Source organism: Streptomyces sp. NPDC005402, from assembly GCF_040606575.1.
Lineage (GTDB): Bacteria > Actinomycetota > Actinomycetes > Streptomycetales > Streptomycetaceae > Streptomyces.
This window is the reverse complement of the sequence record NZ_JBEXFB010000009.1, coordinates 124436-146555: the sequence shown is the minus strand read 5'-3', so window position 1 is coordinate 146555 and position 22120 is coordinate 124436. Positions and strand designations below refer to the sequence as shown.

Below are 22120 nucleotides of genomic sequence, written 5' to 3'. Positions count from 1 at the left end.
GTTCAGCCGAGGTCGGTCTGGCCGGCCCGGGTGAGCCGGTACTGCAGGACGGTGATCGCGCTCAGCACGACCAGGAGGGCGACGGACATGGCCGATGCGTAGCCGAACTGGAAGCGGCCGAAGGCCGATTGGTAGATGTAGAACTGGAGCACGTTGGTCGCGTTCGCCGGACCGCCCGCGGTCGTCACGGCGACCGTGTCGAACACCTGGAACGAACCGATCACCGTCATGATCAGGACGACCGCCAGGACCGGCCTGAGCAGCGGCATGGTGATGCGCCAGAACATCCGCCACTCGCTCGCCCCGTCCACCTTCGCCGCCTCGTACATGTCGTTCGGGATGGCCATGAGCCCCGCGAACAGCAGCAGCGCGGTGTAGCCGACGTGCCGCCACACGTTGATCAGGGCGATCGTCGGGATCGCCCAGGTCTCGTCGGCGAGGAAGGGGATGCGGTCGAAGCCGAGCCCGGCGATGATCTCGTTGCCGATGCCGAGCTGGTTGTCGAGGATCCACAGCCAGACCAGACCAGCGACGACGTTCGACATCAGATACGGCGTGAGCACGATCCCGCGCAGCAGCGGGGACTGCGTCAGGCGCTGCAGCAGCACGGCGATGGCCAGGGCGGACACCGTCTGGACGCCGATGTTGATGACCACGTACTCCACGGTGACCTTCAGCGACTCCCAGAAGATGGGGTCGTGGATCATCCGGTCGTAGTTGGCCAGGCCCACCCACTCCGCCGGGGTCAGCAGGTTGAAGCGGGTGAAGCTCAGGTAGATCCCCCGGAGTGTGGGCCAGAGCAGGAAGATCACGAAGCCGATCAGGGCCGGGGCGATGAACACCGCGGCCAGGCGCCCGTCGCCCCCGCTCGACCCGCTTGAGCCCCGGTCCGTGCTCGGTTCGGTCCGTGCCCCCTCGGAGCCGCTGAGCGGCAGACGCGACGGGGGGCTGCTGGAGGCGATGGTCATCGGGAGACTCCCTCGTCTGCGGTGGCTCGTCCTCGACCACTTACTTTTGTCGCGAAAGAATCCAGGCGTCAAGAGGCCTGCAAACATCTTTTCAGGGCCACCTCCACTGCCCTAACCTGGTCATGTTGCTTTCACCACGAAAAAAATCATGTGGGAGTCTGACCTTCATGACCGCAGTTGCCGCCAGCTGGCTACCGCTGAGCGCCGGTGAGCGCTCGGTGGCGATCGAGGTACTCGTCCACGGCCCGCTGTCGCGCACCGAACTCGCCCGTCGCCTCGACCTCTCCGCGGGCAGCCTCACCCGGCTGACCAAACCGCTCATCGAGTCCGGCCTGCTGATCGAGGTCCCCGAGGCCGGCGCCCCGGCCGAGGCGCGCCAGGGGCGCCCCTCGCAGCCCCTCGACGTCGTCGCCGAGTCCCGGTCCTTCATCGGCTTCAAGATCACCGAGGACATGGTCTACGGCGTCGTCACCACCCTCAGGAGCGAGATCGTCGCCCGCCACGACCGGCCCCTCGCCGGTCACGACCCCGCCGAGGTCGCCGACCTGCTCGCGGAGATGACGAGCGAACTGGCCCGCGCGTACCCGCGGCTCGCGGGCATCGGCATCGGGGTCGGCGGCTTCGTCCAGGAGCGCGCCGTGGTCGGGGAATCGCCGTTCCTGAACTGGCGGGACGTCCCCCTCGGTGAACTCGTCGAGGAACGCACGGGGTTGCCGGTGGTCGTCGAGAACGACGTCGCCGCCCTCGTCGAGGCGGAGACGTGGTTCGGGGCGGGACGCGGCCTCGACCGCTTCGTCGTCCTCACCATCGGCGCCGGCATCGGCTACGGCCTGGTGCTCGGCGGCCGGCGCGTCCGCTACGCCGAGGAGGACCGGGGCTTCGGGCGGCACTGGATCATCGACCCCAACGGGCCCCTCACCCCCGACGGCAACCGCGGCAGCGCCGTCTCCCTGCTCACCATCCCCAACATCCGCTACCAGGTGCAGGCCGCGACCGGCCGCGATCACACCTACGAGGAGATCCTCGCCCTCGCCGCGGCAGGCGACCCCATGCTCGCCCGCGTCATCGACGAGGCCGGGCGCGCCCTCGGTGTCCTGGTCGCCCAGATCGCCAACTTCGCCATGCCGCAGAAGATCATGCTCGCGGGTGAGGGGGTCGGACTGATGGAGGTGGCCGGGAAGAGGGTGGAGGACACGATCCGCTCCCACCGCCACCCCCTGGCCACCCCGATCGACCTGGAGACCCGGGTGTCCGACTTCCACGACTGGGCCCGCGGAGCCGCCGTGCTGGCGATCCAGGTGCTGGTCCTGGGTGTGGCCGAAGTGTGAAGCGGGTCACGCCTCTTGACAGATGTCCTCCTGACAGATGGACGTGATCAGTAACACGGTCCGATATATCCTTTTCTGATGTGATTACTCACGGCGCCTTCACTTCCGGAGCCGTATGCTTCACACCATGTCCACCACCGTTGAACCCGTGACCGATCGATCGGCCGACGAGGTCAACGAGGAGATCCGGGCCCTGTGGCGCCGGGCGGGCGGGACACTGAGCGGCGAGCAGCGCGAGGAGTACCAGCGCCTCGTCCTGGAGTGGGCCGCCGCCGCTCCGCAGCCGGTCCGGGCGGCCTGACAGTCCCGTTCGGCGGGACTCACGCCGCCTTCCCGGGGCACCCCCCATGGGATGGGTCCTCTCCTCGCACTGGCCTCAGCGGTCTGCTACGGCATCGTCGACTTCACCGGCGGCCTGCTGTCCCGCCGCGCCCACTTCGCCGCCGTCACCTTCCTCGGCCAGATCGGCGGCCTGCTCCTCGCGACCACCGCCGCACTTCTCCTCCCTGCCGAGGCAGTACGTCCCGTTGACCTCCTGTGGGGCGCGCTGTCCGGTGTCGGAAGCGGCGCCGCCATGCACTTCCTCAACCGCGGCCTCAGCCACGGCGCGATGAGCGTGGTCGTACCCGTCAGCGCCGTCACCGGGGTCGTCCTCTCCGTGGTGTGCGGAGTGATCCTCGGTGACCGGCCAAGCACCGTGGCGTGGCTGGGGATCGTCCTCTCGGCGCCCGCGCTCTGGATGGTCTGCGGCGGCGGCAGGGAAGACGGCGGGGGCGTCCCCGACGGGCTGCTGGCCAGTGCCGGCGTCGCGCTCCAGTACATCGCCCTCGCCCAGGCCGGTGCCTCCAGTGGACTGTGGCCGGTGGCCGCGGGACGGGTGGCCGCCGTACTCGTGCTGCTGCCCACGGCGGCACGACACCCTCGGCGCCTGCGCCTGCCACCTGTACGAGCCGGTCAGGCGGTGCTCGTCGGCGCGGGCGCAGCCCTCGGGCTCATTCTCTATCTGCTCGCCGCCCAACGGCAGTTGCTGGCTGTCGCCGTCGTCCTGGCCTCCCTCTACCCGGCCCTTCCCGTGATCCTCGGACTCGCCCTGCTGCACGAACGGCTGAACCGGAAGCAGGTCGTGGGCCTCGTGGGGGCCGGGGTCGCGACGGTCCTGCTCGGCCTCGGCTGAGAAGAGCGCGTTTTCAGCGGAGGACGAGCCCGCGCCCCAGCGGATGAGAAGCGCGCTTCTCATCCCCACGTCGCCGAGTAGTAGCGCTGATACGCCTTGCGGTCCTGTTCCGAGCGGATGTACCGCGTCGCCACCAGCGCGATCAGGCTTCCCCCGACGACCAGCAGTCCGGGGCCGACGTTCCGGGTGTCCGTGAGCCGGCTCAGCAGGGGCGTGCCCTGTGCCCCCTCCACCGCCGCCGAGGAACCGGGAGAGGCGGCACCAGGGGCGAGGGAGCCCTGCGCGGAAGTGGCCGACGGTGCGGGAGAGGCCCCACCGGCGGCGGCCGGGTTCGACACGATCAACCGCATGCCGAGCGCGGTCAGCGCCTTCGTCACCGGCTGGAAGAACGTCGTACCGCCCTGGGTGCAGTCACCGCTGCCGCCCGAGGTGATGCCGAGCGCGATCCCCTCGGAGAACATCGGACCGCCGCTGTCCCCGGGCTCGGCGCACACGTTCGTCTCGATCAGCCCGGTGACCGTGCCCTCCGGGTAGTTCACCGTCGAGTTGACCCCCGTCACCTGACCGTCGCGCAGGCCGCTGGTGCTGCCGCTGCGGAACACCCGCTGCCCGATCGACGGATCACCCGCGCCGGTGATCTGCACGCCCTTGCCGTTGCCGATGAACACGACACCGGCGCCGTCGCCCGCCTTCCCGTCGGCGTACTGCACCAGCGAGAAGTCGTTGCCGGGGAAGCTCTGATTGACCGTCTTGCCGAGCTGGTTGGTGCCCCCGGTGTCCGCGAACCAGACCGAACCGGTGGGACCGCAGTGCCCGGCGGTGAGGATGAAGTCGCTCTGGCCGTTGGTCACGTTGAAGCCCGCCGAACAGCGTCCGCCGGTCGACAGGATCGGCTGCGCTCCGTTCAGGCGGGGAGTGAAGGTGCCCTCGGTGCGCTCCATGCGGACGAAGCCGCCGATGCCGTCCGCGACCTTGGTCATCGCGGCCCAGTCGGACGCCGAGACGGTGCTGTCGCCCTGCACCACCACCTCGTTGGTCCGGTAGTCCATGGACCAGGCGGTCCCGGCGACCCGGGGCGCGGAACGCAGCGTCCTCGCCGCCGACTTGAGGTCGTCCATGCTGTGCCCGACGACCTTCGCCCTGGCGCCCGCCTCCCGCACCTCGGCGGCCGCCTGCTCGTCGGTGACCGCTACGACCGGCTTGCCGTCGGCGCCGATCCACGTGCCGGCCGTACGGGAGCTGCCGAGCCGTGACACGAGCTCCGCCCCCGTCTGCCCTGCCTTCATGGCGTAGGTGTGCGGCACGGCGGTGGTCGCGGGAGTCTCGCTCGCGACGGCCCGCGTGACCATCACACCTCCCAGGAGGAGTCCGCCGACTGCCGCCAGCCGTGTCACTCGCCGGACGACCCGTCGTCGTGCGTGCCTCATGCATGGCTCCCGAACCCGAAAATGCGGTGTCTGCACCGCAGGGCCCTCCGGTCGTTGAGTGCCCTCCTTGCAATACGGAGCCCGGGCGGTGCGCGTTCACGACAGCGGGTGTTCGTGTGCCGCGGGATCCCGATGAGGCGTCTCAATCAGCCACGCGTGGACGCGAGTTGGACGGACCTCCACGCATGAGGGCCGAGCTCGGCGCATCGCCCGCACGGATTCCAGGGCGGTGTGCCGGTGCCGACGCGACCGCTCAGTCCTCCGGAGGCGCCCCCGCGGACGCCGCCGACGAGGACGTGGGCCGACCGCACCCGGGGGTCCGGCCTGCCTTCACACATCCGGCTGGACGTGGGCCGACCGCGCCCGGGGTCCGGACGGGTCTTCACACCGCCGCCTTCTCGACACGGCGTCGCGCATCCGGCTGGACGTGGGCCGACCGCACCCGCAGGTCCAGCCCGGCCTCCACGCAGCCGCACCTGGACACGACCTGCCCACCCGGCCGGACCGACTCTGCGACCCAGTCCATGCGCTCCGCTCCGGCCGCGCTCCGCTCCGGCCGCGCACCGGCCGGACGGGGCCCGGCCCGCCGACGGTGGGCCCAGGGCCGCGCCCTGCGCCTGTCAGTCCTCCGTCGGCCGCCCGAAAATTGCCGGCACAGTCCTACGCCCATGTGCGCGGCGTAGGACGTCGACCCCACGGATGAGCGCCTTCACAAGGGCGGAAGGACGGTCGCCGACCCGGACGCGCAATGGCTGGGGCCGTCGTGAGGACGCCTTGCCACCCGTCGGCACGGTCCACGACGGAGGACGCCTTGTCGGCAAGGTCACGGGAGACGTCCAAACGGCGGGACCGGGCTGATGCGCCGGACGACGCGGCCACGCCCGCACCGACCGGTGTCGCCGCCGCTCCCTACGCGCACCGCACCCGCGCCCGGTCGAACGTGTCCGCCTAGACTTCCGTCATGGACGACACGCCGCTGGAGCGGCTCGGCGCGGGGAAGTACCTGCTGCTCACCAGCTTCCGCAATAACGGCACGCCGGTCGCCACCCCTGTGTGGGTGGTCCGGGACGGGGACGCGCTCGGCGTGTGGTCGGCCGCCGACGCGTGGAAGGTGAAGCGGATCCGGGCTCGCGCGGACGTCCTGGTCGGCCCCTGCGACGTGCGGGGCAACCCGACCGGCGACCAGATCCCGGCCACGGCGGAGATCTGCGACGCGGCGACCACCGCCCGCTATCGGCAGCTCCTGGCCCGGAAGTACGGCGTCCTCGGCCGGCTCTCGCTCCTCGGCAGCAGGCTGCGCCGGGGGCTGGACGGGACGGTCGGGATCCGCGTGACCTTGTGAAGTGCGGGGCCGGACGGAAGTGCGGGGCCGGACGGAAGTGCGGGGCCGGACGGACCGGACCCCGCACAACAGGACGCTCACGTGCCGTCGTACGGCATCGCGCTCACGGCCGGTCGAGCACCGTCCCCGTCAGTACCGGCCGGTCGGGCAGCGGCTCGGCGTTGGGGTCGGTCAGCGCGAGGCGCATCGACTCGGTCGGCTCGGCCACCCGGTCCTGGACGGTCGGTACGACGAAGTCCACGCTGGTGCTCCCGGGCGGGATGTTCAGCCACACCCACAGGTGCGCGTCGGACAGCGGCCGGTCGGGGTCGGGCACGTCACCGGACCACTCCTTGAGCCACTGCGGGTCCACGTCCTTGGTGGACAGTTCGGTGCCCTCGGTGACCGGAAGTACCCGCACCGGCTCCCAGAGGTCCACTGCCGTGGGCGCGTCGATGGACAGCCGCCAGGTCAGCGTCTCCCCCTCGGTCACCCGGTCCGCGACCGGCGACAGGGTGATCACCGGGGCGGGGTCGTCGTTCTCGACGGTGACCCCGCCCCGGTGCTGGCCGACGACGGCGTTGTGGACGGCCTTGACGGCGATGTCGTGCTCCACGTCCTCGCCGTAGTTCGTGTCGCCCTTCACCTCGACCGGTACGTCGATCGCGTGGCTGCCGGGCCGTACGGTCACCAGCCTGCTCTTGGCCCGGCCGCTGTCCGGTTCGATGACGTACACGCGGACCTGACCGCTGCCGTGCCCGGAGACCTTCACCGGGATGCGGTAGGTGCGGGTACCCGAGTCGCCCTCCTTGACGATCGTGCGGCCCACGTCGACGCGGGGCAGGGCGGCCGCCTTGACAGCGGGCGTGCCCGGGGCCCAGCCCCAGGCGTCCATCAGCCAGGCCCGCCCGGAGCGTGAACGGGGCGTCAGCTCAAGGGACTTGACGTGCCGCAGATCCAGCCGGGCCCGGGTCGCCGCCGTCAGCGGGACACGCAGTTCCTGCGCCCAGTAGGACGCGGTCCTCGCGGAGCCCGGCAGACCCGCCACCGCGGCCCGGCCCAGCGTCGCCCGGCGGCCCTTGGAGTCGGTGATGGACACGTCGAACTTGGTGCCGGTCGTGTTCGGCGGTACGAAGACCCGCAGCGCGAGCTTCTGCGAGCCGTGGAGCGAGAGCGGCTTGGCCGGAGTGACGCGCGCGGCCCTGCCCGGAGCGGACCACTTCAGGGCCACCGCGCTGCGGCCGGTCTCCTTCTCCGTCTCCCATCCCGCGAAGTGCGGTGACGAGCCGGGAGTCTCCGGGTCCAGACAGGCCACGGCCGGGTTCGGGTCGATCGCCGAACACAACCGGGCGCCGGTCACCTTGGCCCCGGCGTCCGGCAGGAAGCCGCCGCTGCGGCGACCGCCGACCGCGTGGGTCAGCACCCGGGCCGGGTCGGCGGACGGGGCCCGCCTGCCGGAACCGTCGAGCAGCGGAAGCACCCGGTCGTCATCGGCGAGGAAGAGCCGGGCCGCCGCGGCGATGTAGGTGGAGCCCGCCTTGTGCTGCTGGGCGGCGGTCAGCCGGGTCGCGGCACCCGGCGTGCACACCGGGTCCCGCTCCTCGGGGTCGGTCCAGAAGTCGTCCGAGGCCGGCGCCTCGGCCTGGCCCGGGGTCCACTCGCTGTTGAAGTAGTTGTGGTTGGCGCCGACCATGTAGACCGCGCTGTGCAGCGCGGTGCCCTTGCTGACGCCGCGGGTGCCGTCGACGAAGTCCTCGCCCTGGAGGTCCGACACATCGCCGTCGCAGCCCGGCAGCAGAGTCACGGACGGCACGTCGGCGACCGGATTCTGGCCGAAGATCGTCGGTCCGATGAGCACGGTCCCGCGCACCTTCCAGCGCACCGGTCCCCGGTAGCCGTCCTCAGCGGCGGGCGGCGGGTAGAGGCTGTCCATGGCGGCCCGGTTGACGCCCTCGCCGCCGCGCGAGTGGCCGACGAGCAGGACCCGGGACAGGTCCGCCTTGGCCGCCTCGCGCACGACGGCCGGGGCGGTGGAGCGGTGGGCGGTCCAGTCGGCCCAGCGGGCGAGATGCTGCCGTACCAGCGAGGAACGCGCCTGCGCGCCGGCGTCCTCGGGCTGCCAGTCCTGGGCGTTGATGCCGTTGGCCGAGATCGACACCGTCACATAGCCCTGGGAGGCCAGGAGTTTCTGGTCGCGCAGATAACCCTTGTCGCTGGGGATCGGCTTGTAGCCGTCCGTGCAGGGCCAGTCGATGTTCACGTCGTCCTCGCTGCCCGGCTTGTAACAGGTCGCGTGACGGCCGTGCAGGAACAGGGCGAGCGGCCGGCTGCCGGTGGCCCCCTTCGGCGCCACCACCTGGGCGCGCATCTCGACCGGGGTGGCGAACCCCGGCAGGCGTACCGGGTCGAGGTCGTACTCGCCGGTGACCGTGCGGTACGAGCCGGGCTTTCCGGGATCGACGCCGTTCGCCGGTGCCTGCGCGGGGAGCCGCGCCCCTTGTGCGTCGGACTCGCGTGGTTCGTCGGCCGCCGCGTCCAACCGGCGTCCCGCGGCGGTGACCTGGAGATTGGTCAGCTCGGTGGTAGCGGCCTTGTCGAGGGTGAGCCGGAAGGTCCGCCCGTCCTTCGCCGGCTTCGGCACTCCGAGCAGCCGGTTCCCGGTGCGGAACTCGACGCGTGCGTCCCCCATGGGCACGGTCTTCGGCGCGCGCCAGACCAGCTCACGCGCCCCGCGCGCCCCGTCGATCCGCCATCCCGGCGGAAGTCCGTTGTCGTCCGTCGCGCTCAACGATCCCGCGTGGGACGGCTGTTGAGCCTGTGCCAGTCCGGGCGAGCCCGCCAGGGCCGCCAGTACCGCCACGGCGGTCACGCATATTCGCCGGGCAGGGTTCAATGGTTCTCTCCTCAAAACCCCGTGCGCAGACGTCCCGTCGGTCCCGGGCGCCTCTCGCGTCACATAGGACGGGGGAGGGGTGTCTGTGGGTTGTCTGTGCGGAGCCGTAGTTCGCGGACGAGCGATGCGATCAAGCCAGAGAGCTCGCGGGGACTAGCGGATCACCGCAGCGGGGAAGCGCTTTCCATGAGCCGAACTCCCCACCTGCGCGCAGCCGTCGTCGGCACCGGCCATCGTGCCCAGCTGTTCACCCGGGCCCTCGCCGCACGCCCCGGCCACCGGGTCGCCGCCCTGTGCGATCCCAGCCCCACCCGAATGGCCTTCCACAACCGCCTGCTCGCCGAGGCCGGCGAACCCGCCGCCGCCCAGTGGGATCCCGAACACTTCGCGGACCTGCTCGCCGAGGAGGACATCGACGAGGTCGTCGTCACCACCGTCGACGCCGAACACGACCGCTACATCGTTCCCGCACTCCAGGCCGGCTGCCGGGTGGTCACCGAGAAGCCGATGACCGTCGACGCGGACCGCTGCGCCCGCATCCTGGACACGGTCAAGGCCACCGGCAACTCCCTCACCGTCGCCTTCAACTACCGCTTCAACCCCGTGCACGAGAAGGTCCGCGCCCTGCTCGCCGACGGCGCGATCGGCGAGATCCTCTCGGTGCATTTCGAGTGGCTCCTCGACACTCGGCACGGAGCGGACTACTTCCGCCGCTGGCACCGCGAGAAGCGGCACAGCGGCGGCCTGATGGTGCACAAGGCGAGCCACCACTTCGACCTGGTCAACTGGTGGCTCGCCGACGAGCCGCAGGAGGTCTTCGGCTACGGGCGGCTCGGGTTCTACGGCCGTGCGGCGGGCGAACGCCACGGCCTGCGCCGCGACTACACCCGGGCCCACGGGGCGGGACCGGCGGCCGACGACCCCTTCGCCCTCGACCTCGCGGCCGACGACACCCTGCGTTCGCTGTACCTCGACGCGGAGCAGGACGACGGATACCTGCGCGACCGCAACGTCTTCGACGGGCCCGTCAGCATCGAGGACGACATGGCGCTCCTGGTCCGCCACGCCCGGGGCGCGACGATGACCTACCACCTCACCGCCTACTCCCCGTGGGAGGGCTACCGGGTCATGGTCAACGGCAGCGCGGGCCGGCTGGAACTGGAGGTCGAGGAGAGCCGCTGGCAGGCGCCCCGGACCAGGATCACCTCGGCGAGCGGCGCGCTGCACGGGGACACCGCGGCCGACCACGCGGGCGGCGCGCGTCTCACCCTGCGTCCCCTGTGGCGGCCCCCGGTCGACGTGCCGCTCGTCACCGCCCACGACGCGCACGGCGGGGGAGACCCGCGCATGCTCGACGCCCTCTTCGGGCCCGTGGACCCCGGTGCCGGGCTGGTGAACGAGGACTTAGGCGCCGCGACGCATCCGACGGCCACCGAACGGGACGGTGCCCTGGCGCTGGGCGTGGGCATCGCCGCCAACCGGTGCTTCGAGACGGGGCAGCCGGTGCGGGTGCGTGATCTGATCCCCGGGACATGGTGACTCCGGAAAGCCCGTGACACCGCCCGTGGTTGACGAAGTGTCAGCTCCAGGCGCGGTAGGGCTCGTCGACCAGCTGGAAGACGGGCTCGCCGCGGACCGGGTCCTTGGCCGTGGACATCCGTACCCGGTCGCCGCTGTGGATCGCCGCGGGCGGCCCCATGACCCGGCCCCGGACGACGAATCCCTCGGCCAGTTCGATCAGCGACACGTTGCGGGCGGCGGGGGTGTTGCGGTGGACCACGGTGGAGTGGCGGACCGTGCCCACGCCCTCGCTGCGCTCCGTGCGCAGGTCACCGCCTTGGCAGACCGGACACAGCAGCCGGTGGTACATCGCCGTACCGCACCAGGTGCAGCGCTGGAAGAGGATCGCGTCCGTGGCCGGGGCGGCGGGCTCGAGTACGCCCGTCCCGGAGCCGGCTGCCTGACGAGCAATGCCTGAGTGGTGGTACACGCTGGTCAACTCCCTGCGCTCGGCCGGAATCCCACGTGCTCGGGTAACCGTGCACGGACGTGCGCGGCTCCTGTGCCGCCGTGCACACGGTCAGCGTATGGCACTGAGTGTCAACCGTAAAGGTACTCGGTACCCTCATCTTCCGTTGGAGTGAAGAACTCGATGATCCGCTTCCCGCCACGTCTCGACCCGTCAAGGTTCCTCTGAGGCAAACAGGGTCGAAGGGAGCAGGGTTGTGCATGTGAGGCGTATCGGATCCATCCTGAGCGCTGCCGCGCTCGCCGCGCTCGCCGTTCCGGCGAACGCTCACGCGGCGGCGGTCGCCTGCGGCGGTGGTGTGTCGACCGGCAGGGTGGCCGTCAACGGCTGCATCAGCGCCCAGCGCGGACGGGAAGGCCGGATCTACACCCGCGAGATCACGGCGTACGTCAAGGCGCGCAACACGGGGCCGGGGGCGGTGAACCTCTCCTACGAGGCGTTCTTCCGTGTCGTCGACGGTGGTCACTGGGTGAAGCTGGGCAGCGGTCGCACCTATGTCCCGGCGGGCGGGACCGTCGAGCCCACGGAGGTGGGCGGCTCGACCCGGGTGTGCGGGCCCGTGAAGGTCGAGATCCGCGTGCACGCCCGTGCCGACGGGGCCGCCTGGAGCGGGTGGTCCACCGCCGGCACGGCGCAGTGCCAGACCTGACCGGTCACTGAGCGGGCGGCGGGGCCGCTCCGTCGTACGGCGGGTGCGGCTCAGTCCCGGTCGAGCGTGGACTCGATCTCCTGGACCACCCGCCACAGCGGCGCGCCGCGGCGGGAGACGATCACCACCACGTCCTCGGGCGGCTCGTCGGCGGACGGCGCGCCGGGCGCCCCGAAGGCGGCCTGCACATAGCCCAGCGCGTGCTCCACCGCCTCCTCGGCGTCGCCGTGCCCGTCCGAGCGCAGCCACGAGCGCAGGGCGTTGTTGTGCGCCGCGGCCACGGCGGCGGCGATCACGTCGGCCCGGAGCGTCCCGTCGTGCAGCCCCTTCAGGCGCCCGCGCAGATACTCGGCGAAGGAGCGCTCGTAGCGCCACACCACGGACAGCTCGTAGGCGCGCAGTCCGGGCACCTGCTTGGTGAGTCGGTAGCGCTGCACCGAGAAGGTCGGGTTCTCGGTGTACATGCGCAGCACCAGGCGCACCGCCTCGCAGACCCGCTCCAGCGGGTCGCACCCCGGGTCGCTCGCGGCCAGGAACGCCGTCATGTCCGCCAGGCAGCGCTCGTGGTCGGGGAAGACCACGTCCTCCTTGGACGGGAAGTACCGGAAGAACGAGCGGCGTCCGACTCCGGCGAGCGCGACGATGTCGTCGACGGTGGTCTGCTCGTAACCCCGTTCCAGGAACAACTGGAAGGCGGCCGCGACCAGCGCGTCCCGCATGGCGGGCTTGGTGGAGCTCATGGTCGCGAACGTAGCACCTGAAGCACTCGAGTGGCACTGGGTGCAGCATCAAGAGGGAACTGAGTGCTTTTCTCGTGTTGTCCGGTGGATGGTCCGCCGCATACGATCGGCGCCCGTCCGCCGAGGAGTCCCGCATGTCCCGCCGCCCCGCCCTCCTGTACGTGACCGACCTGGCCTACCAGGCCCGTGGGCGCCGCTACTGCGACGAGGACATCCTCCTCACCTCACGCCTGAGGGAGGACTTCGACCTCGCCCTGTGCCATCCCCGGGACGCCGCCGCGCTGATGAACGGCTTCGAGGCGGTTGTCGTCCGCAACAGCGGGCCGGTCCTGGCGTACCAGGAGGCGTACGACGCGTTCCGCGAGCGGGCGCTGCGGGACGGGACGCGCGTGTACAACCCCCTGTCCGGCAAGGCCGACATGGCAGGCAAGCAGTACCTGCTCGACCTCACGGCCGCGGGGTACCCCGTCATCCCGACCGTCGACCGTGCCGGGGACCTCGACCGGCTGCCCGCGACGGACCGGTACGTGGTCAAGCCCAGGCTCGGCGCCGACTCCATAGGTCTGCGGATCGTGTCCGCCGACCAGGTGCGCGACCTCGTCGACGGACAGGTCCTCGTCCAGCCGTGCGTCGACTTCGCCTACGAGGTGTCCTTCTACTTCGTCGACCACGCCTTCCAGTACGCCCTCTACGCCCCGCACGCCGACCGGCGCTGGGCCCTGGAGCCGTACCGGCCCACCCCCGACGACCTGGAGTTCGCCCGGCGCTTCATCGACTGGAACGCCCTCGGCCACGGCATCCAGCGCGTGGACGCCTGCCGGGTTCCGGGCGGCGAACTCCTGCTGGTGGAGCTCGAGGACCTCAATCCGTACCTCTCGCTGGACGCCCTGGACGACGAGGGCAGGGACGCCTTCGTCGCGGCCATGAAGGCATCCCTGCACGAGTTTCTCGCCTCCTCTCCCCGGTGAGGGGCGGGCCGGGAACAGAGCGGTAGCGCTGAACTCCCGGGCCCGTGGCGCCGTATCACTCCCCGGGGGACGGCGCAGACCCGTGCGCGGGGCGGAAGGAGACCAGGATGCCGACACCGTCCGACCGAGGGGTGCCCGGGGGCGGGCCGCCGATCGAACCCATCCGGGTGCTGCGTCCGCGCCGCACCGACGCGCTCGCGGAGTTGATGAAGGACATGCCGCCCCGAGCGGCCGTCCGGTACGAGTCCTTCGTGCTGCCCGGGCCGCCGTCGGGAACCGAGGACGCGACCGAGGAACTGCCGCCCGTCAGGGACGACCGCCCCCGGCGTTCCCGTGACATCCCGCGCGGGCGGGTGCCGGGACTGCGCCGCACGGTGATCGCGGCGGCCGTGACCGCGGCCGCGGTGATCGGCTTCGGCTGCGCGCTCCTGCTTCCCGGCCGGGGGGAGAGCACCGCCGCGGCGGCCCCGCGGCCCCTCCCGACTTCCTCCGCGACGCCCACCCCGACGACCTCCGGGGCCCCCGACCCCGACGGTTCCGGCACCCTCCGCCAGGGAGACAGCGGCCCCGAGGTGAGCGACCTGCAGGAACGCCTGCGACGCATCCCGAACGTCTACGACAACGGGTCCACCGAGGGCACCTACGACACCACCCTGACCGCCGCCGTGGCCCGCTTCCAGCTCTGGTACGGCATCCGCGGCGACGAGGACGGCGTGTACGGCGACGACACACGGCGGGACCTGGAGTCTCGCACCGGTGGCGGCTGATCGAAGAGGATGGCGGGCATGGACGCCTTCATCGACCGGCTCGACCCCGACATGTGCGTCGTGACCGCCGCTGCGGACGGCGACCGCGCGGGCTGTCTCGTCGGATTCGCCTCACAGTGCTCGATCGAACCCCTGCGGTACGTGGTGTGGCTGTCGAAGGCCAACCGCACCTATCGGGTGGCCCGCACCGCGGACCGTCTCGCCGTCCATCTGCTCACCCGCGAACAGCACGGCCTCGCCGAGCTGTTCGGCGGGGAGACGGGGGACCAGACGGACAAGTTCGCCCGGGTCCGCCGGCGGGAGGTGGGCGGGGCCGTCGTACTGGAGGAGGCGGCGGCCTGGTTCGTCGGCACGGTCGTGCTGCGCGTCGAGGGTGGTGACCACGTCGGGTTCGTCCTGGAACCGCAGGCGTGGGGCGCGCGCGAGGACACCGCGGGCGCCAAGCTGCTGCGGCTGTCCGACGCGATGTCCATCTCGCCCGGCCACCCGGCGGACTGAGCCGGGTTGGGGACACCGCGGACGTCCCGGTGGCTCACTCCGGCCCGGACGGCACCCGGATGTCCACGACGCAGACGTCGTCGCGCCGCTCGCCGTCCAGCACCGAGGCCAGGATCGGGGCCAGGGAGCCGGGCTCGTCCGTGTGGTGGGCCGCGACGGCCGCGGCGAGCCGGTCCAGACCGTGGTCGATGCCCTCCGGGGGCCTCTCGACCAGGCCGTCGGTGTAGAGCAGGACGCGATCACCCGGCTCCAGGAGGCAGTGCGCCTCCTGGAAGTCCGGATCGGAGCACGCCCCCAGCAGCATGCCGAAGGGGCGTTCCAGATAGCGCACTTCTCCGTCGCGCACCAGCAGCGGTGGCGGATGGCCGGCCTGGGCCCACACCAGGCAGTGCTCGCCGGGGTCGTAGCGGGCCAGGACCATGGTCGCGGTGCCGTGGGAGTCGCGCGAGTGCAGCAGCAGGGTGTTGAGACGGGCGAGCGCCCCGGTCAGCGAGGAGCCCGTGATGACCATGCCCTTGGCGGTGAAGCGCAGTTGGGCCATCGTGGCCACGGCGTCGATGCCGTGTCCGGCGACGTCACCGACCACGAACAGGGCGTCGCCGTCGGGCAGTTCGATGGCGCTGAACCAGTCGCCGCCGACGTGGATGCCCGACTGGGCGGGCAGGTAGGCCACTTCGACCCGCAGTCCGGCGAGGTCGACCGGCCGGGTGGGCAGGGGCAGCAGCGCGTGCTGGAGGCGGGCGGCCAGGGTCCGCTCGGCGTGCAGCACCCCGTGCTGCGTCACGATCGCCTGCTCGCTCTCGACGAGGGCCAGTTCGGCGCTGCGCTGCGCGGTGAGGTCCTGGACGAAGCCGTGCACCTCGACGGGTTCGTCCTCGGTGTCCGTCACCACCTCGGCGACCATCCGCAGATGGCGGATCTCGTCCCCGGCCCGGATCCGGAACGGGACGTCGAACTGGAGCCCCGAGCGCACGAGTTCCTGCACGGCGTGGGCCAGCACCGGTGCGTCCTCGGGCAGCGCGAGCCCGGGAAGGTCGGCGAGCCGGACCGGTCCGAGCGCCGGGTCCCGGTTCATGACCTGGAAGGTCTGGGAGGACCAGCTGCCCTCGCCGGTGACCAGGTTCCAGTTCGCCCAGCCCAGGTTCCCCAGCCGCTGCACGTCCGCCAGGCGCTGTTCCTGCCGGTCGGAGGAGTCGTGGCGGACCCAGGTGACGACCAGGGCGCCGCCGAGACGGGCCGCGTGCACCGCGTACGTGCACAGTTCGGGGGTGCCGTCCACGACCTCCTGGTAGGCGAACGGCTCGCCCTCGAACGGCACGCCGGTGGTCAGCGTGCGCAGACAGCCGTGCCACACCGCCTCGCCCGCGATGCTCGGGAAGCACTCCAGGATCCGCCGGCCGAGCAGCTGCTTGCCGGTGCGGCCCGCGACATCGACCGTCTGCTCGGTGGCGGCGTCGATGCGGTAGTCCTCGACCTCACCGGAGGGGCCGCGCAGCGGCGTGAGCAGCATGGCGGGGCCGGGCAGCGAGTCGAACACGGGCTGGGCGACGGCCGAGGCGGCGGCACTGTGCTGGGTCCGGGCGCCGAAGGACCGCAGCCAGCCGGCACACAGCCGGACGACGGACCGCAGGAGCTGCCGGTCCTGCGGTGAGAACGGTCCGCTCCGCGTGCGCAGGATCCCGACGCAGACCTCGGCCCCGTCGCCGGCCGGCACCGGCAGCCAGGCGCGGGACAGCCAGCGCTCGGGCGGATTTCCTATGAGCAGGTGCCGCTCCCGGTCCGTCGCGAAGTCCTCCAGCCAGCGAGGCTCCCGCGCCCGGAGCGCTTCGAGCGCGGCGATTCCGGCCAGCGGGGGAACCTGTGCCCACTGGGAGGCCAGGCCGGCGTCGATGCCGGCATGGCCGATCAGTTCGAGCCCTCCGGCCGGCAGCGACCGGAAGAGCAGGAGTGCGTCGGCGTCGACGTCCGCCGTGAGCTCCTCCAGCAGACAGCCGGCCAGGTCCTGGGGGGTGGCCACATGGACGAGGGCCTTGCCGAGGCGGCCGAGCGCCGTGAAGCCGTCGTCCGGCTCGCAGGTGTCCCGCCCGGCGGGTTCGGTGGTACCCGGACGGACGGCCCGCGGGCCGGTCGGGTGGGGAATCGCGGGCAGGGGTGCGCCGGGAACGTCGTCGCCGACGCGGGACTCCGTGGCCGAGCCGAGCGGGGGCAGGGAGCCGAGGGCGATCCAGCACTCCTCCAGCAGTGTGCGGTTGCCGGCCTTGGCGCGCTGGAGCAGATCCTCCCCGGCCGCGTCCGGGGTGCACCCGGTCAGTGCCATGATCACGCCCTTGGCCCGCTCCAGCACCGCCGAGGTGGCGGCCTGGTCCCGCAACCGGTCCATCTCGGCCCGTTGTCTGGCCACGACCTTGGCCAGCGCGGCCATGTCGGGTGCGGTACCGGCGTGCGCGGGGCCGGTCGACTCGCTCGTCACGCGTTGAGCATCGCACATGCGCCAGGTGCCGATCGCGCTCTTGTCAAACGCATCCCACACACCGGTGACCCCGCGGGTTGACGAAACCGGCCGGGGGCCCCGTTCGCGGCGGGGTCAGTGGTCGGGCGGCGGGTACAGCCACCTTCGCAGCACCCGGCTCAGCAACGGCATCACCAGATACGTGAGCACCGGCAGCAGCACCACCGGGAACACCGCCGCCCGCAGCGGCAGAGGCCAGGCGGCCGTGCGGGGCGCCACCAGCCACTGGATCAGCAACGTGCACGGGAAGGCCCCGAGGAACGTGGTGAGCACCATCTTCCAGCGGACCGGGGGCCGCACGGTGGTGCCGGGCAGACTGAACCAGGTCTCGAGTCCGGTCGTCGACTGCCGTTCGCTGCCGAGTTCCGTGGCGATGTCGTCGATCCGCGCATGCCAGGCCGCCCGCTCGTCGGACTGCAGCCAGGCGGTGAGCCGGTGCGCGTCGGACCAGCGCAGCACCGCGTGGAAGCGGTGGCCGTCCTCGGGACGCAGCCAGGAGACGCCCTCGTTGCCGGGGAACCGTCTGGCGCAGCGGGTGATCCCCCGCGTCCACTGCTCGAAGTCCCGCTCCCGGCCGGGACGCACCTCCCACGTGAGGACCGTGGTGACCGGATCGCCGCGCCGTACTTCGGTGGTGCTCATGCTCACCACGGGTCCCACGTACGGCGTGGGTCATGCCCCCCGAGGTGGGTCAGCGTCCGTGGTGGTGGTCGACCAGGGCCTGGGTGACGGCGCGGATGCTGCGGGCGATGTGCTGGAGCTGGAGGACCTCGGCCGCGTACAGCTTGATCGTGTGCTCGATGACCGACTCCGGCAGGCCGAGCGAGGGCAGGTCCGCCCGGGCGGTTTGCAGCGCGGTGCGGGCGACCCGGATCTCGTGCTGGACCTGGATCTGCGCGTGCCGGGCGAGGAGCACGGTGTGCCGCATCAGCGCCGGGTAGCTCGCGTACCGCGCCGGCACCAGCTCACGCAGCCACTTGGCCGCGGATCGCTCCCAGTCGTAGCTGCCGGGCGTCTTGACCTGGCAGGGCCAGTCCGGGCCGGTACGGGTGGTGGTCCGCGTGGTCGTCAGGGGCATGGTGAATCGCTTCCGGGTGTGCGGCGTCGTGCGGGTGTTCCGACGGGTTGGGCGGCCCCGGTCTAGGGGATGACCGGGACCGCCATGGGCTCGCGTGCAGGCGAGGCCCTACCGAACACCCCGGGCGCCGACGCGGGTAGGTGACGACGGCTCGGGATGTCCGCAGTGGAGCCCTCTCGGGCGGTGTGGGGGTGGGGACGGGGACAGGGGTGCGGACGGTCCCGGAGGGGTCCCGGGGGTGATCCGTGAGCAGTATTTATATATGCCGTCCGCTTGGCAAGGCGTATGAAAACATTCATGCTCGATTTATTACGGATGGCCCCGTTGTGAAGGCGTATGACCGGGGGTGGGAGGGGTCAGTCCCTGAGGAAGAACTGGTGCTGGTCGGAGATCTGCTCGTACTCCTCGAGCCGCGCCTGGGTGCGCTCGGGGTCGGCGTCGGTCATGGCCTGGAGCAGGGCCGCGGCGATCACACCGGGTGCCGCGTAGGAGTCGAAGACCAGCCGGGAGCCCGTACCGGTGGAGAAGAGGACGTCCGCCTCGTCGGCCACGTGCCCGAGCGCCAGGTCGGTGACGAGGGCGATCTTCAGTCCGGCGCTGCGGGCGACCCGCAGGGCGGTGAGGGTCTCCTGGGCGTGCCGCGGCATCGAGAACGCGAGCACCCAGGTGCCACCCGCCTCGCGCGACTGCAGGAGAGCGTCGTAGGCGACGCTGCCGCCGCGGGTGACCAGCCGTACGTCGGGATGGATACGGCGTGCCGCGTAGGCGAAGTACTCGGCCAGCGACGCCGAGATGCGCAGGCCCAGGATGGTCAGCGGGGTCGACTCCGAGAGCTTGCGGCCCAGTTCGATCACCTGGTCGGGGTCGGCGAAGTCGCGGCGCAGGTTCTCCAGGTTCTCGATCTCCGCGTCGACCGCGGCCTGGAGTTCGTTGCCGCGCGACTCGTCGTCGGCGACCGGTCCGCCGGCGAGCGTGCCGAGCGCGATCGACTGGAGCTTCTCCCGCAGGGCGGGGTAGCCGCTGAAGCCCACGGCCGCGGCGAACCGCGTCACCGAGGGCTGGCTCACGCCCACACGCTCGGCGAGATCGGTGATGGAGAGGAACGCCGCCTCGGTGATGTGCTCGATCAGGTACTGCGCGATGCGCCGCTGCCCGGGGGAGAGCCGGGGCCTGTCGAAGAGCGTCCTGAGCTGGGAGGCCGGGGCTGCCTCCGTCTCCGGTGCGGTCTTGCCCGAGGTGATCGCGGATGCCTGTGCGCGTGCCTGCTGCGGCGATGACACCGGGGTGCCTCCTTTGTCTGCCACGGGGAGTCAACATAGCCCACACCCCCCGGTGACCAGGGCTTGTACGAAAGCATCCGGCGACCGCCCAGAAGGACGGATACGTGGCCGCCGGACGGGAACCCGCCTCTGCGCACCCCCTTCGACGACATCCGAGGAGCAGCCCCGTATGACCGTCCCCGACAAGGACCGGCCCGAGCCGCGGACCGGCGACCCGGACACACCCGAGGCCCCCGGTGGCAGCGGACGCACCCTGCGCGAGGCGTTCGAGGAAGCACGGGTGGAACCCGACGACTTCGCCCAGGAATGACCCCGCACGTCAAACCGGAGCTACCGGCAGGAGAGACGCAATGGGTGCGCTGAGCGCGCTGGAACAGGCAATGGAGCACGGGTGGGAGGCGCTGTGGGCGCGGGTCGTCGACCGGGAGCCCGTCGAACTCCTCGACGCGCTGCGGCGCGAGTGCGACAACAACGTGGTCGTGTGCAGTGAGAACAGGGTGGTCGTCCCGAACGCGTACGACGTCGAACTCGCGGACTTCGCCTACGACGAACTGGTGCGCCGGGGCAGCAGTGTGGGCCAGGTGCTCACGGACAGCCTGGCCCGGCACGGCGAGCGGCAGGGCTACGAATGGGCGGGCCCCCTCACCGTGCACATCACCAGGTCCGACCAGGTGCCCAACGGCCGTTACCGCGTGACGAGCGGGGCGATGCAGCACGTGAGCGCCCAGGGGTTCCAGCAGGCGGTCCGCTGAGCGGACGCGGGCCCGGCCCGCCGCGGGGGTCATCGGCGGTAGATCGTGATCGAGTGACCGACCTCGTCGACCGGACGGCTGCCGCCGATCAACTCGGCCAGCCGGCCCTTCGCCTTGGCGACCGACGAGTCCGACACGACCAGCAGTCCGCGCACGTCGTCCACCGGTACCTCGCGCGGATCGGACGCCTCGATGCCGTAGGCGGACGGCATGCCGCTGCCCTTGTAGACGAGCCAGATACGTTCGTCGGGGTAGCGCTCGCGCAGCCGGTCGGCGAGCCGGCCGAGGTCCTGGCCCCAGTCGACGTTGGAGTCGTGCAGCCGCAGATGGGTGCGGGCCGGTCCGCCGAACGCCTCGTTGGAGTACGGCAGATAGTAGGGAAACGTCCACAGCGAGCTGACCGCGACGAACAGCACCAGCGCCCCGGTCGCGACCGTCGCCCAGCGCCGGCGTACCGCGAGGACACACCCGGCGGCCACCGTCAGGAACATGGGCAAAAAGAGCGCGTACCGCGTGCCGAAGTCGCGTGACCCCGTCATGGCCGAGGCGAGCAGCACCCCGGCGGGCACGAGCAGATACGGTGCGGCGGGCCGCAGTCGCCGTACCGCCAGGAGCGTGACGGCACCGGCGGCCCACAGCGCGAGCAGCCCCAGCGGGGTCTTCACCAGGAGCGCGGCCGGCAGGTAGTACCAGAGGTGCCCGGTGTACACCCGCCCGAACAGGAAGCCCTCCCACGGGTAGTTCTCGAAATGGAACTGGATGCGCATCCCGTCCGCGTAGGCCTGGGGGAAGGGCAGCAGATCGACGAGGGTTCCCCGCAGCCCGCGCACCACCGGCACCGGGTCCTGGGACGTCCACCGCAGCCGCGGATCGACCACCAGATACGACACCCATACGACGGCGACGGCGGCCAGAGTCAGGACCGCGGCCCCTGCGAGCGCGTGGAGCAGCCGCCTGCGCGTCTCCTCGTCACGCGACGCGCTCCACACCGAGAAGGCGGCCAGTCCCAGCAGGACCGGCACGGCCGGCAGCGCGCTCATCTTCGTCGCCAGGGCCGCCCCGAGCGCCAGACCGGCGAGCGGCACGTACAGCCGTGGCCGTACGCGGGCCCGCCACAGCAGCCACACCGAGGTGAGCAGGAAACCGGCCATGGGCACGTCGAGCGTCGCCAGCGAACCGTGCGCGACGACGTCGGGGGAGAAGGCGTACAGGGCGAGTGCCGTAAGGCCCGCCGCCCGTCCGGCGAGTTCCCGGGCGAAGGCGAACACGACCAGGCCGAACAGCAGCGTCAGCACGATCACCGGGAGCCGGGCCCAGAACATCAGCCGCCAGGGGTCGTTGCCCGACTGGTACAGCAGATGGGGGCCCAGGTCGATCTGGGGCCCGTGGAACGCCGTGTCCACGTGCGGATCGGCGATCGCCACCCCGACGGCGATCACCAGTTTGCCGAGCGGCGGGTGTTCCGGGTTGTAGCGGATGCCTTGGCCGTGCAGGTACTCGGCGGCCGTGGCCACGTAGACCGGCTCGTCGATCGTGGGGGTCTGCTGCACGGCGGTCGTCACCATGACGGCGGCCATCTGCGCGAGCAGCACGACGACGAGGAGTGGCAGCAGCCACCGCCGGACCGGTCGCGGCTGCCGTACCTCGTCGTCGCTGGCCCCGGACCCGGGAGCCGGGGCCAGGACCGTCTGCTGCTCGTTCGCCATCATCCGCCCCGCGGTGAGACCGGCCGGGCGGTG

At 71.6% G+C, this 22120-nt stretch carries 22 protein-coding genes; 11 read left to right on the top strand and 11 right to left on the bottom strand.

The window, feature by feature from the left end; translation table 11 throughout:
- Positions 1-2: 2 nt before the first annotated feature.
- The gene (locus tag ABZT02_RS19425; RefSeq protein WP_356019176.1) at positions 3-968 is read right to left on the bottom strand and encodes a sugar ABC transporter permease; all 966 of its coding nucleotides are present in this window, start codon (positions 966-968) and stop codon (positions 3-5) included.
- A 167-nt stretch (positions 969-1135) separates the two neighbouring features.
- On the opposite strand from ABZT02_RS19425, the gene ABZT02_RS19420 reads away from it, so the two are divergent.
- From ABZT02_RS19420 to ABZT02_RS19410, 3 genes are all read left to right on the top strand, one after another.
- Positions 1136-2296 (top strand): ROK family transcriptional regulator, encoded by a 1161-nt coding sequence (locus ABZT02_RS19420; RefSeq protein WP_356019175.1) that lies wholly within the window; start codon positions 1136-1138, stop codon positions 2294-2296.
- Between the two features lie 115 nt (positions 2297-2411).
- A complete protein-coding gene (locus tag ABZT02_RS19415) occupies positions 2412-2597 on the top strand; it encodes a hypothetical protein (RefSeq protein WP_007386663.1) in 186 nt (61 codons plus the stop codon).
- 51 nt (positions 2598-2648) lie between these two features.
- On the top strand, positions 2649-3470 hold the full coding sequence (locus ABZT02_RS19410) for an EamA family transporter (RefSeq protein ID WP_356019174.1): 822 nt from the start codon (positions 2649-2651) through the stop codon (positions 3468-3470).
- Positions 3471-3529: 59 nt separating this feature from the next.
- Here the strand turns inward: ABZT02_RS19410 and ABZT02_RS19405 are convergent, their stop codons facing one another.
- Both ABZT02_RS19405 and ABZT02_RS19400 read right to left on the bottom strand, forming a co-directional pair.
- Entirely contained in the window at positions 3530-4897 is a 1368-nt protein-coding gene (locus ABZT02_RS19405; RefSeq protein ID WP_356019173.1) for a S1 family peptidase, read from the bottom strand.
- A 382-nt stretch (positions 4898-5279) separates the two neighbouring features.
- On the bottom strand, positions 5280-5423 hold the full coding sequence (locus ABZT02_RS19400; protein WP_356019172.1) for a hypothetical protein: 144 nt from the start codon (positions 5421-5423) through the stop codon (positions 5280-5282).
- Positions 5424-5858: 435 nt separating this feature from the next.
- Here ABZT02_RS19400 and ABZT02_RS19395 point away from each other — a divergent pair, with 435 nt between their 5' ends.
- Complete coding sequence (locus tag ABZT02_RS19395) at positions 5859-6239, top strand: PPOX class F420-dependent oxidoreductase (RefSeq protein ID WP_356019170.1); 381 nt, start codon at positions 5859-5861, stop codon at positions 6237-6239.
- Between the two features lie 103 nt (positions 6240-6342).
- Here ABZT02_RS19395 and ABZT02_RS19390 read toward each other — a convergent pair whose 3' ends face one another.
- Complete coding sequence (locus tag ABZT02_RS19390) at positions 6343-9087, bottom strand: hypothetical protein (RefSeq protein WP_356019169.1); 2745 nt, start codon at positions 9085-9087, stop codon at positions 6343-6345.
- Between the two features lie 210 nt (positions 9088-9297).
- Between ABZT02_RS19390 and ABZT02_RS19385 the strand changes: the two genes are divergently transcribed.
- On the top strand, positions 9298-10650 hold the full coding sequence (locus ABZT02_RS19385; RefSeq protein WP_356019168.1) for a Gfo/Idh/MocA family oxidoreductase: 1353 nt from the start codon (positions 9298-9300) through the stop codon (positions 10648-10650).
- A 40-nt stretch (positions 10651-10690) separates the two neighbouring features.
- Here the strand turns inward: ABZT02_RS19385 and ABZT02_RS19380 are convergent, their stop codons facing one another.
- The gene (locus ABZT02_RS19380) at positions 10691-11101 is read right to left on the bottom strand and encodes an OB-fold domain-containing protein (protein WP_356019167.1); all 411 of its coding nucleotides are present in this window, start codon (positions 11099-11101) and stop codon (positions 10691-10693) included.
- 241 nt (positions 11102-11342) lie between these two features.
- Here ABZT02_RS19380 and ABZT02_RS19375 point away from each other — a divergent pair, with 241 nt between their 5' ends.
- Complete coding sequence (locus ABZT02_RS19375; protein WP_356019166.1) at positions 11343-11789, top strand: hypothetical protein; 447 nt, start codon at positions 11343-11345, stop codon at positions 11787-11789.
- Between the two features lie 50 nt (positions 11790-11839).
- On the opposite strand, the gene ABZT02_RS19370 is transcribed toward ABZT02_RS19375, so the two are convergent.
- A complete protein-coding gene (locus ABZT02_RS19370) occupies positions 11840-12508 on the bottom strand; it encodes a TetR family transcriptional regulator (protein WP_356019352.1) in 669 nt (222 codons plus the stop codon).
- Positions 12509-12663: 155 nt separating this feature from the next.
- Between ABZT02_RS19370 and ABZT02_RS19365 the strand changes: the two genes are divergently transcribed.
- The 3 genes from ABZT02_RS19365 to ABZT02_RS19355 all read left to right on the top strand — a co-directional run bounded on the left by ABZT02_RS19365 (position 12664) and on the right by ABZT02_RS19355 (position 14762).
- Entirely contained in the window at positions 12664-13497 is an 834-nt protein-coding gene (locus ABZT02_RS19365) for a hypothetical protein (RefSeq protein ID WP_356019165.1), read from the top strand.
- Positions 13498-13604: 107 nt separating this feature from the next.
- Positions 13605-14264, top strand: a complete 660-nt coding sequence (locus ABZT02_RS19360) for a peptidoglycan-binding domain-containing protein (protein ID WP_356019163.1) — start codon at positions 13605-13607, stop codon at positions 14262-14264.
- A gap of 9 nt (positions 14265-14273) precedes the next feature.
- Positions 14274-14762, top strand: coding sequence for a flavin reductase family protein (locus ABZT02_RS19355; protein WP_356019162.1), 489 nt, complete (start codon positions 14274-14276; stop codon positions 14760-14762).
- A 34-nt stretch (positions 14763-14796) separates the two neighbouring features.
- Here ABZT02_RS19355 and ABZT02_RS19350 read toward each other — a convergent pair whose 3' ends face one another.
- The 4 genes from ABZT02_RS19350 to ABZT02_RS19335 all read right to left on the bottom strand — a co-directional run bounded on the left by ABZT02_RS19350 (position 14797) and on the right by ABZT02_RS19335 (position 19629).
- Positions 14797-17184, bottom strand: coding sequence for a SpoIIE family protein phosphatase (locus tag ABZT02_RS19350; RefSeq protein ID WP_356019351.1), 2388 nt, complete (start codon positions 17182-17184; stop codon positions 14797-14799).
- 162 nt (positions 17185-17346) lie between these two features.
- Positions 17347-17913 carry an antibiotic biosynthesis monooxygenase gene (locus tag ABZT02_RS19345; protein WP_356019161.1) on the bottom strand — a complete coding sequence of 189 codons (567 nt, stop codon included), beginning with the start codon at positions 17911-17913 and terminating at the stop codon, positions 17347-17349.
- Positions 17914-17962: 49 nt separating this feature from the next.
- Positions 17963-18349, bottom strand: coding sequence for a hypothetical protein (locus ABZT02_RS19340; RefSeq protein ID WP_266555816.1), 387 nt, complete (start codon positions 18347-18349; stop codon positions 17963-17965).
- A 356-nt stretch (positions 18350-18705) separates the two neighbouring features.
- Entirely contained in the window at positions 18706-19629 is a 924-nt protein-coding gene (locus tag ABZT02_RS19335; RefSeq protein ID WP_356019160.1) for a MurR/RpiR family transcriptional regulator, read from the bottom strand.
- A 169-nt stretch (positions 19630-19798) separates the two neighbouring features.
- Here ABZT02_RS19335 and ABZT02_RS19330 point away from each other — a divergent pair, with 169 nt between their 5' ends.
- Positions 19799-19939, top strand: coding sequence for a hypothetical protein (locus tag ABZT02_RS19330; RefSeq protein WP_356019158.1), 141 nt, complete (start codon positions 19799-19801; stop codon positions 19937-19939).
- A 40-nt stretch (positions 19940-19979) separates the two neighbouring features.
- Positions 19980-20381, top strand: coding sequence for a DUF3662 domain-containing protein (locus ABZT02_RS19325; protein ID WP_356019157.1), 402 nt, complete (start codon positions 19980-19982; stop codon positions 20379-20381).
- A gap of 29 nt (positions 20382-20410) precedes the next feature.
- Here ABZT02_RS19325 and ABZT02_RS19320 read toward each other — a convergent pair whose 3' ends face one another.
- Positions 20411-22090, bottom strand: coding sequence for a phospholipid carrier-dependent glycosyltransferase (locus ABZT02_RS19320; RefSeq protein WP_356019350.1), 1680 nt, complete (start codon positions 22088-22090; stop codon positions 20411-20413).
- Between the last annotated feature and the right edge of the window lie 30 nt (positions 22091-22120).

Bases quoted from the DNA above. Each gene is read 5' to 3' on its own strand.
- ABZT02_RS19425 (WP_356019176.1), bottom strand. From the start codon at position 968: ATGACCATCGCCTCCAGCAGCCCCCCGTCGCGTCTGCCGCTCAGCGGC.
- ABZT02_RS19420 (WP_356019175.1), top strand. From the start codon at position 1,136: ATGACCGCAGTTGCCGCCAGCTGGCTACCGCTGAGCGCCGGTGAGCGC.
- ABZT02_RS19415 (WP_007386663.1), top strand. From the start codon at position 2,412: ATGCTTCACACCATGTCCACCACCGTTGAACCCGTGACCGATCGATCG.
- ABZT02_RS19410 (WP_356019174.1), top strand. From the start codon at position 2,649: ATGGGTCCTCTCCTCGCACTGGCCTCAGCGGTCTGCTACGGCATCGTC.
- ABZT02_RS19405 (WP_356019173.1), bottom strand. From the start codon at position 4,897: ATGAGGCACGCACGACGACGGGTCGTCCGGCGAGTGACACGGCTGGCG.
- ABZT02_RS19400 (WP_356019172.1), bottom strand. From the start codon at position 5,423: ATGGACTGGGTCGCAGAGTCGGTCCGGCCGGGTGGGCAGGTCGTGTCC.
- ABZT02_RS19395 (WP_356019170.1), top strand. From the start codon at position 5,859: ATGGACGACACGCCGCTGGAGCGGCTCGGCGCGGGGAAGTACCTGCTG.
- ABZT02_RS19385 (WP_356019168.1), top strand. From the start codon at position 9,298: ATGAGCCGAACTCCCCACCTGCGCGCAGCCGTCGTCGGCACCGGCCAT.
- ABZT02_RS19370 (WP_356019352.1), bottom strand. From the start codon at position 12,508: ATGCGGGACGCGCTGGTCGCGGCCGCCTTCCAGTTGTTCCTGGAACGG.
- ABZT02_RS19365 (WP_356019165.1), top strand. From the start codon at position 12,664: ATGTCCCGCCGCCCCGCCCTCCTGTACGTGACCGACCTGGCCTACCAG.
- ABZT02_RS19360 (WP_356019163.1), top strand. From the start codon at position 13,605: ATGCCGACACCGTCCGACCGAGGGGTGCCCGGGGGCGGGCCGCCGATC.
- ABZT02_RS19355 (WP_356019162.1), top strand. From the start codon at position 14,274: ATGGCGGGCATGGACGCCTTCATCGACCGGCTCGACCCCGACATGTGC.
- ABZT02_RS19350 (WP_356019351.1), bottom strand. From the start codon at position 17,184: ATGGCCGCGCTGGCCAAGGTCGTGGCCAGACAACGGGCCGAGATGGAC.
- ABZT02_RS19345 (WP_356019161.1), bottom strand. From the start codon at position 17,913: ATGAGCACCACCGAAGTACGGCGCGGCGATCCGGTCACCACGGTCCTC.
- ABZT02_RS19340 (WP_266555816.1), bottom strand. From the start codon at position 18,349: ATGCCCCTGACGACCACGCGGACCACCACCCGTACCGGCCCGGACTGG.
- ABZT02_RS19330 (WP_356019158.1), top strand. From the start codon at position 19,799: ATGACCGTCCCCGACAAGGACCGGCCCGAGCCGCGGACCGGCGACCCG.
- ABZT02_RS19325 (WP_356019157.1), top strand. From the start codon at position 19,980: ATGGGTGCGCTGAGCGCGCTGGAACAGGCAATGGAGCACGGGTGGGAG.
- ABZT02_RS19320 (WP_356019350.1), bottom strand. From the start codon at position 22,090: ATGATGGCGAACGAGCAGCAGACGGTCCTGGCCCCGGCTCCCGGGTCC.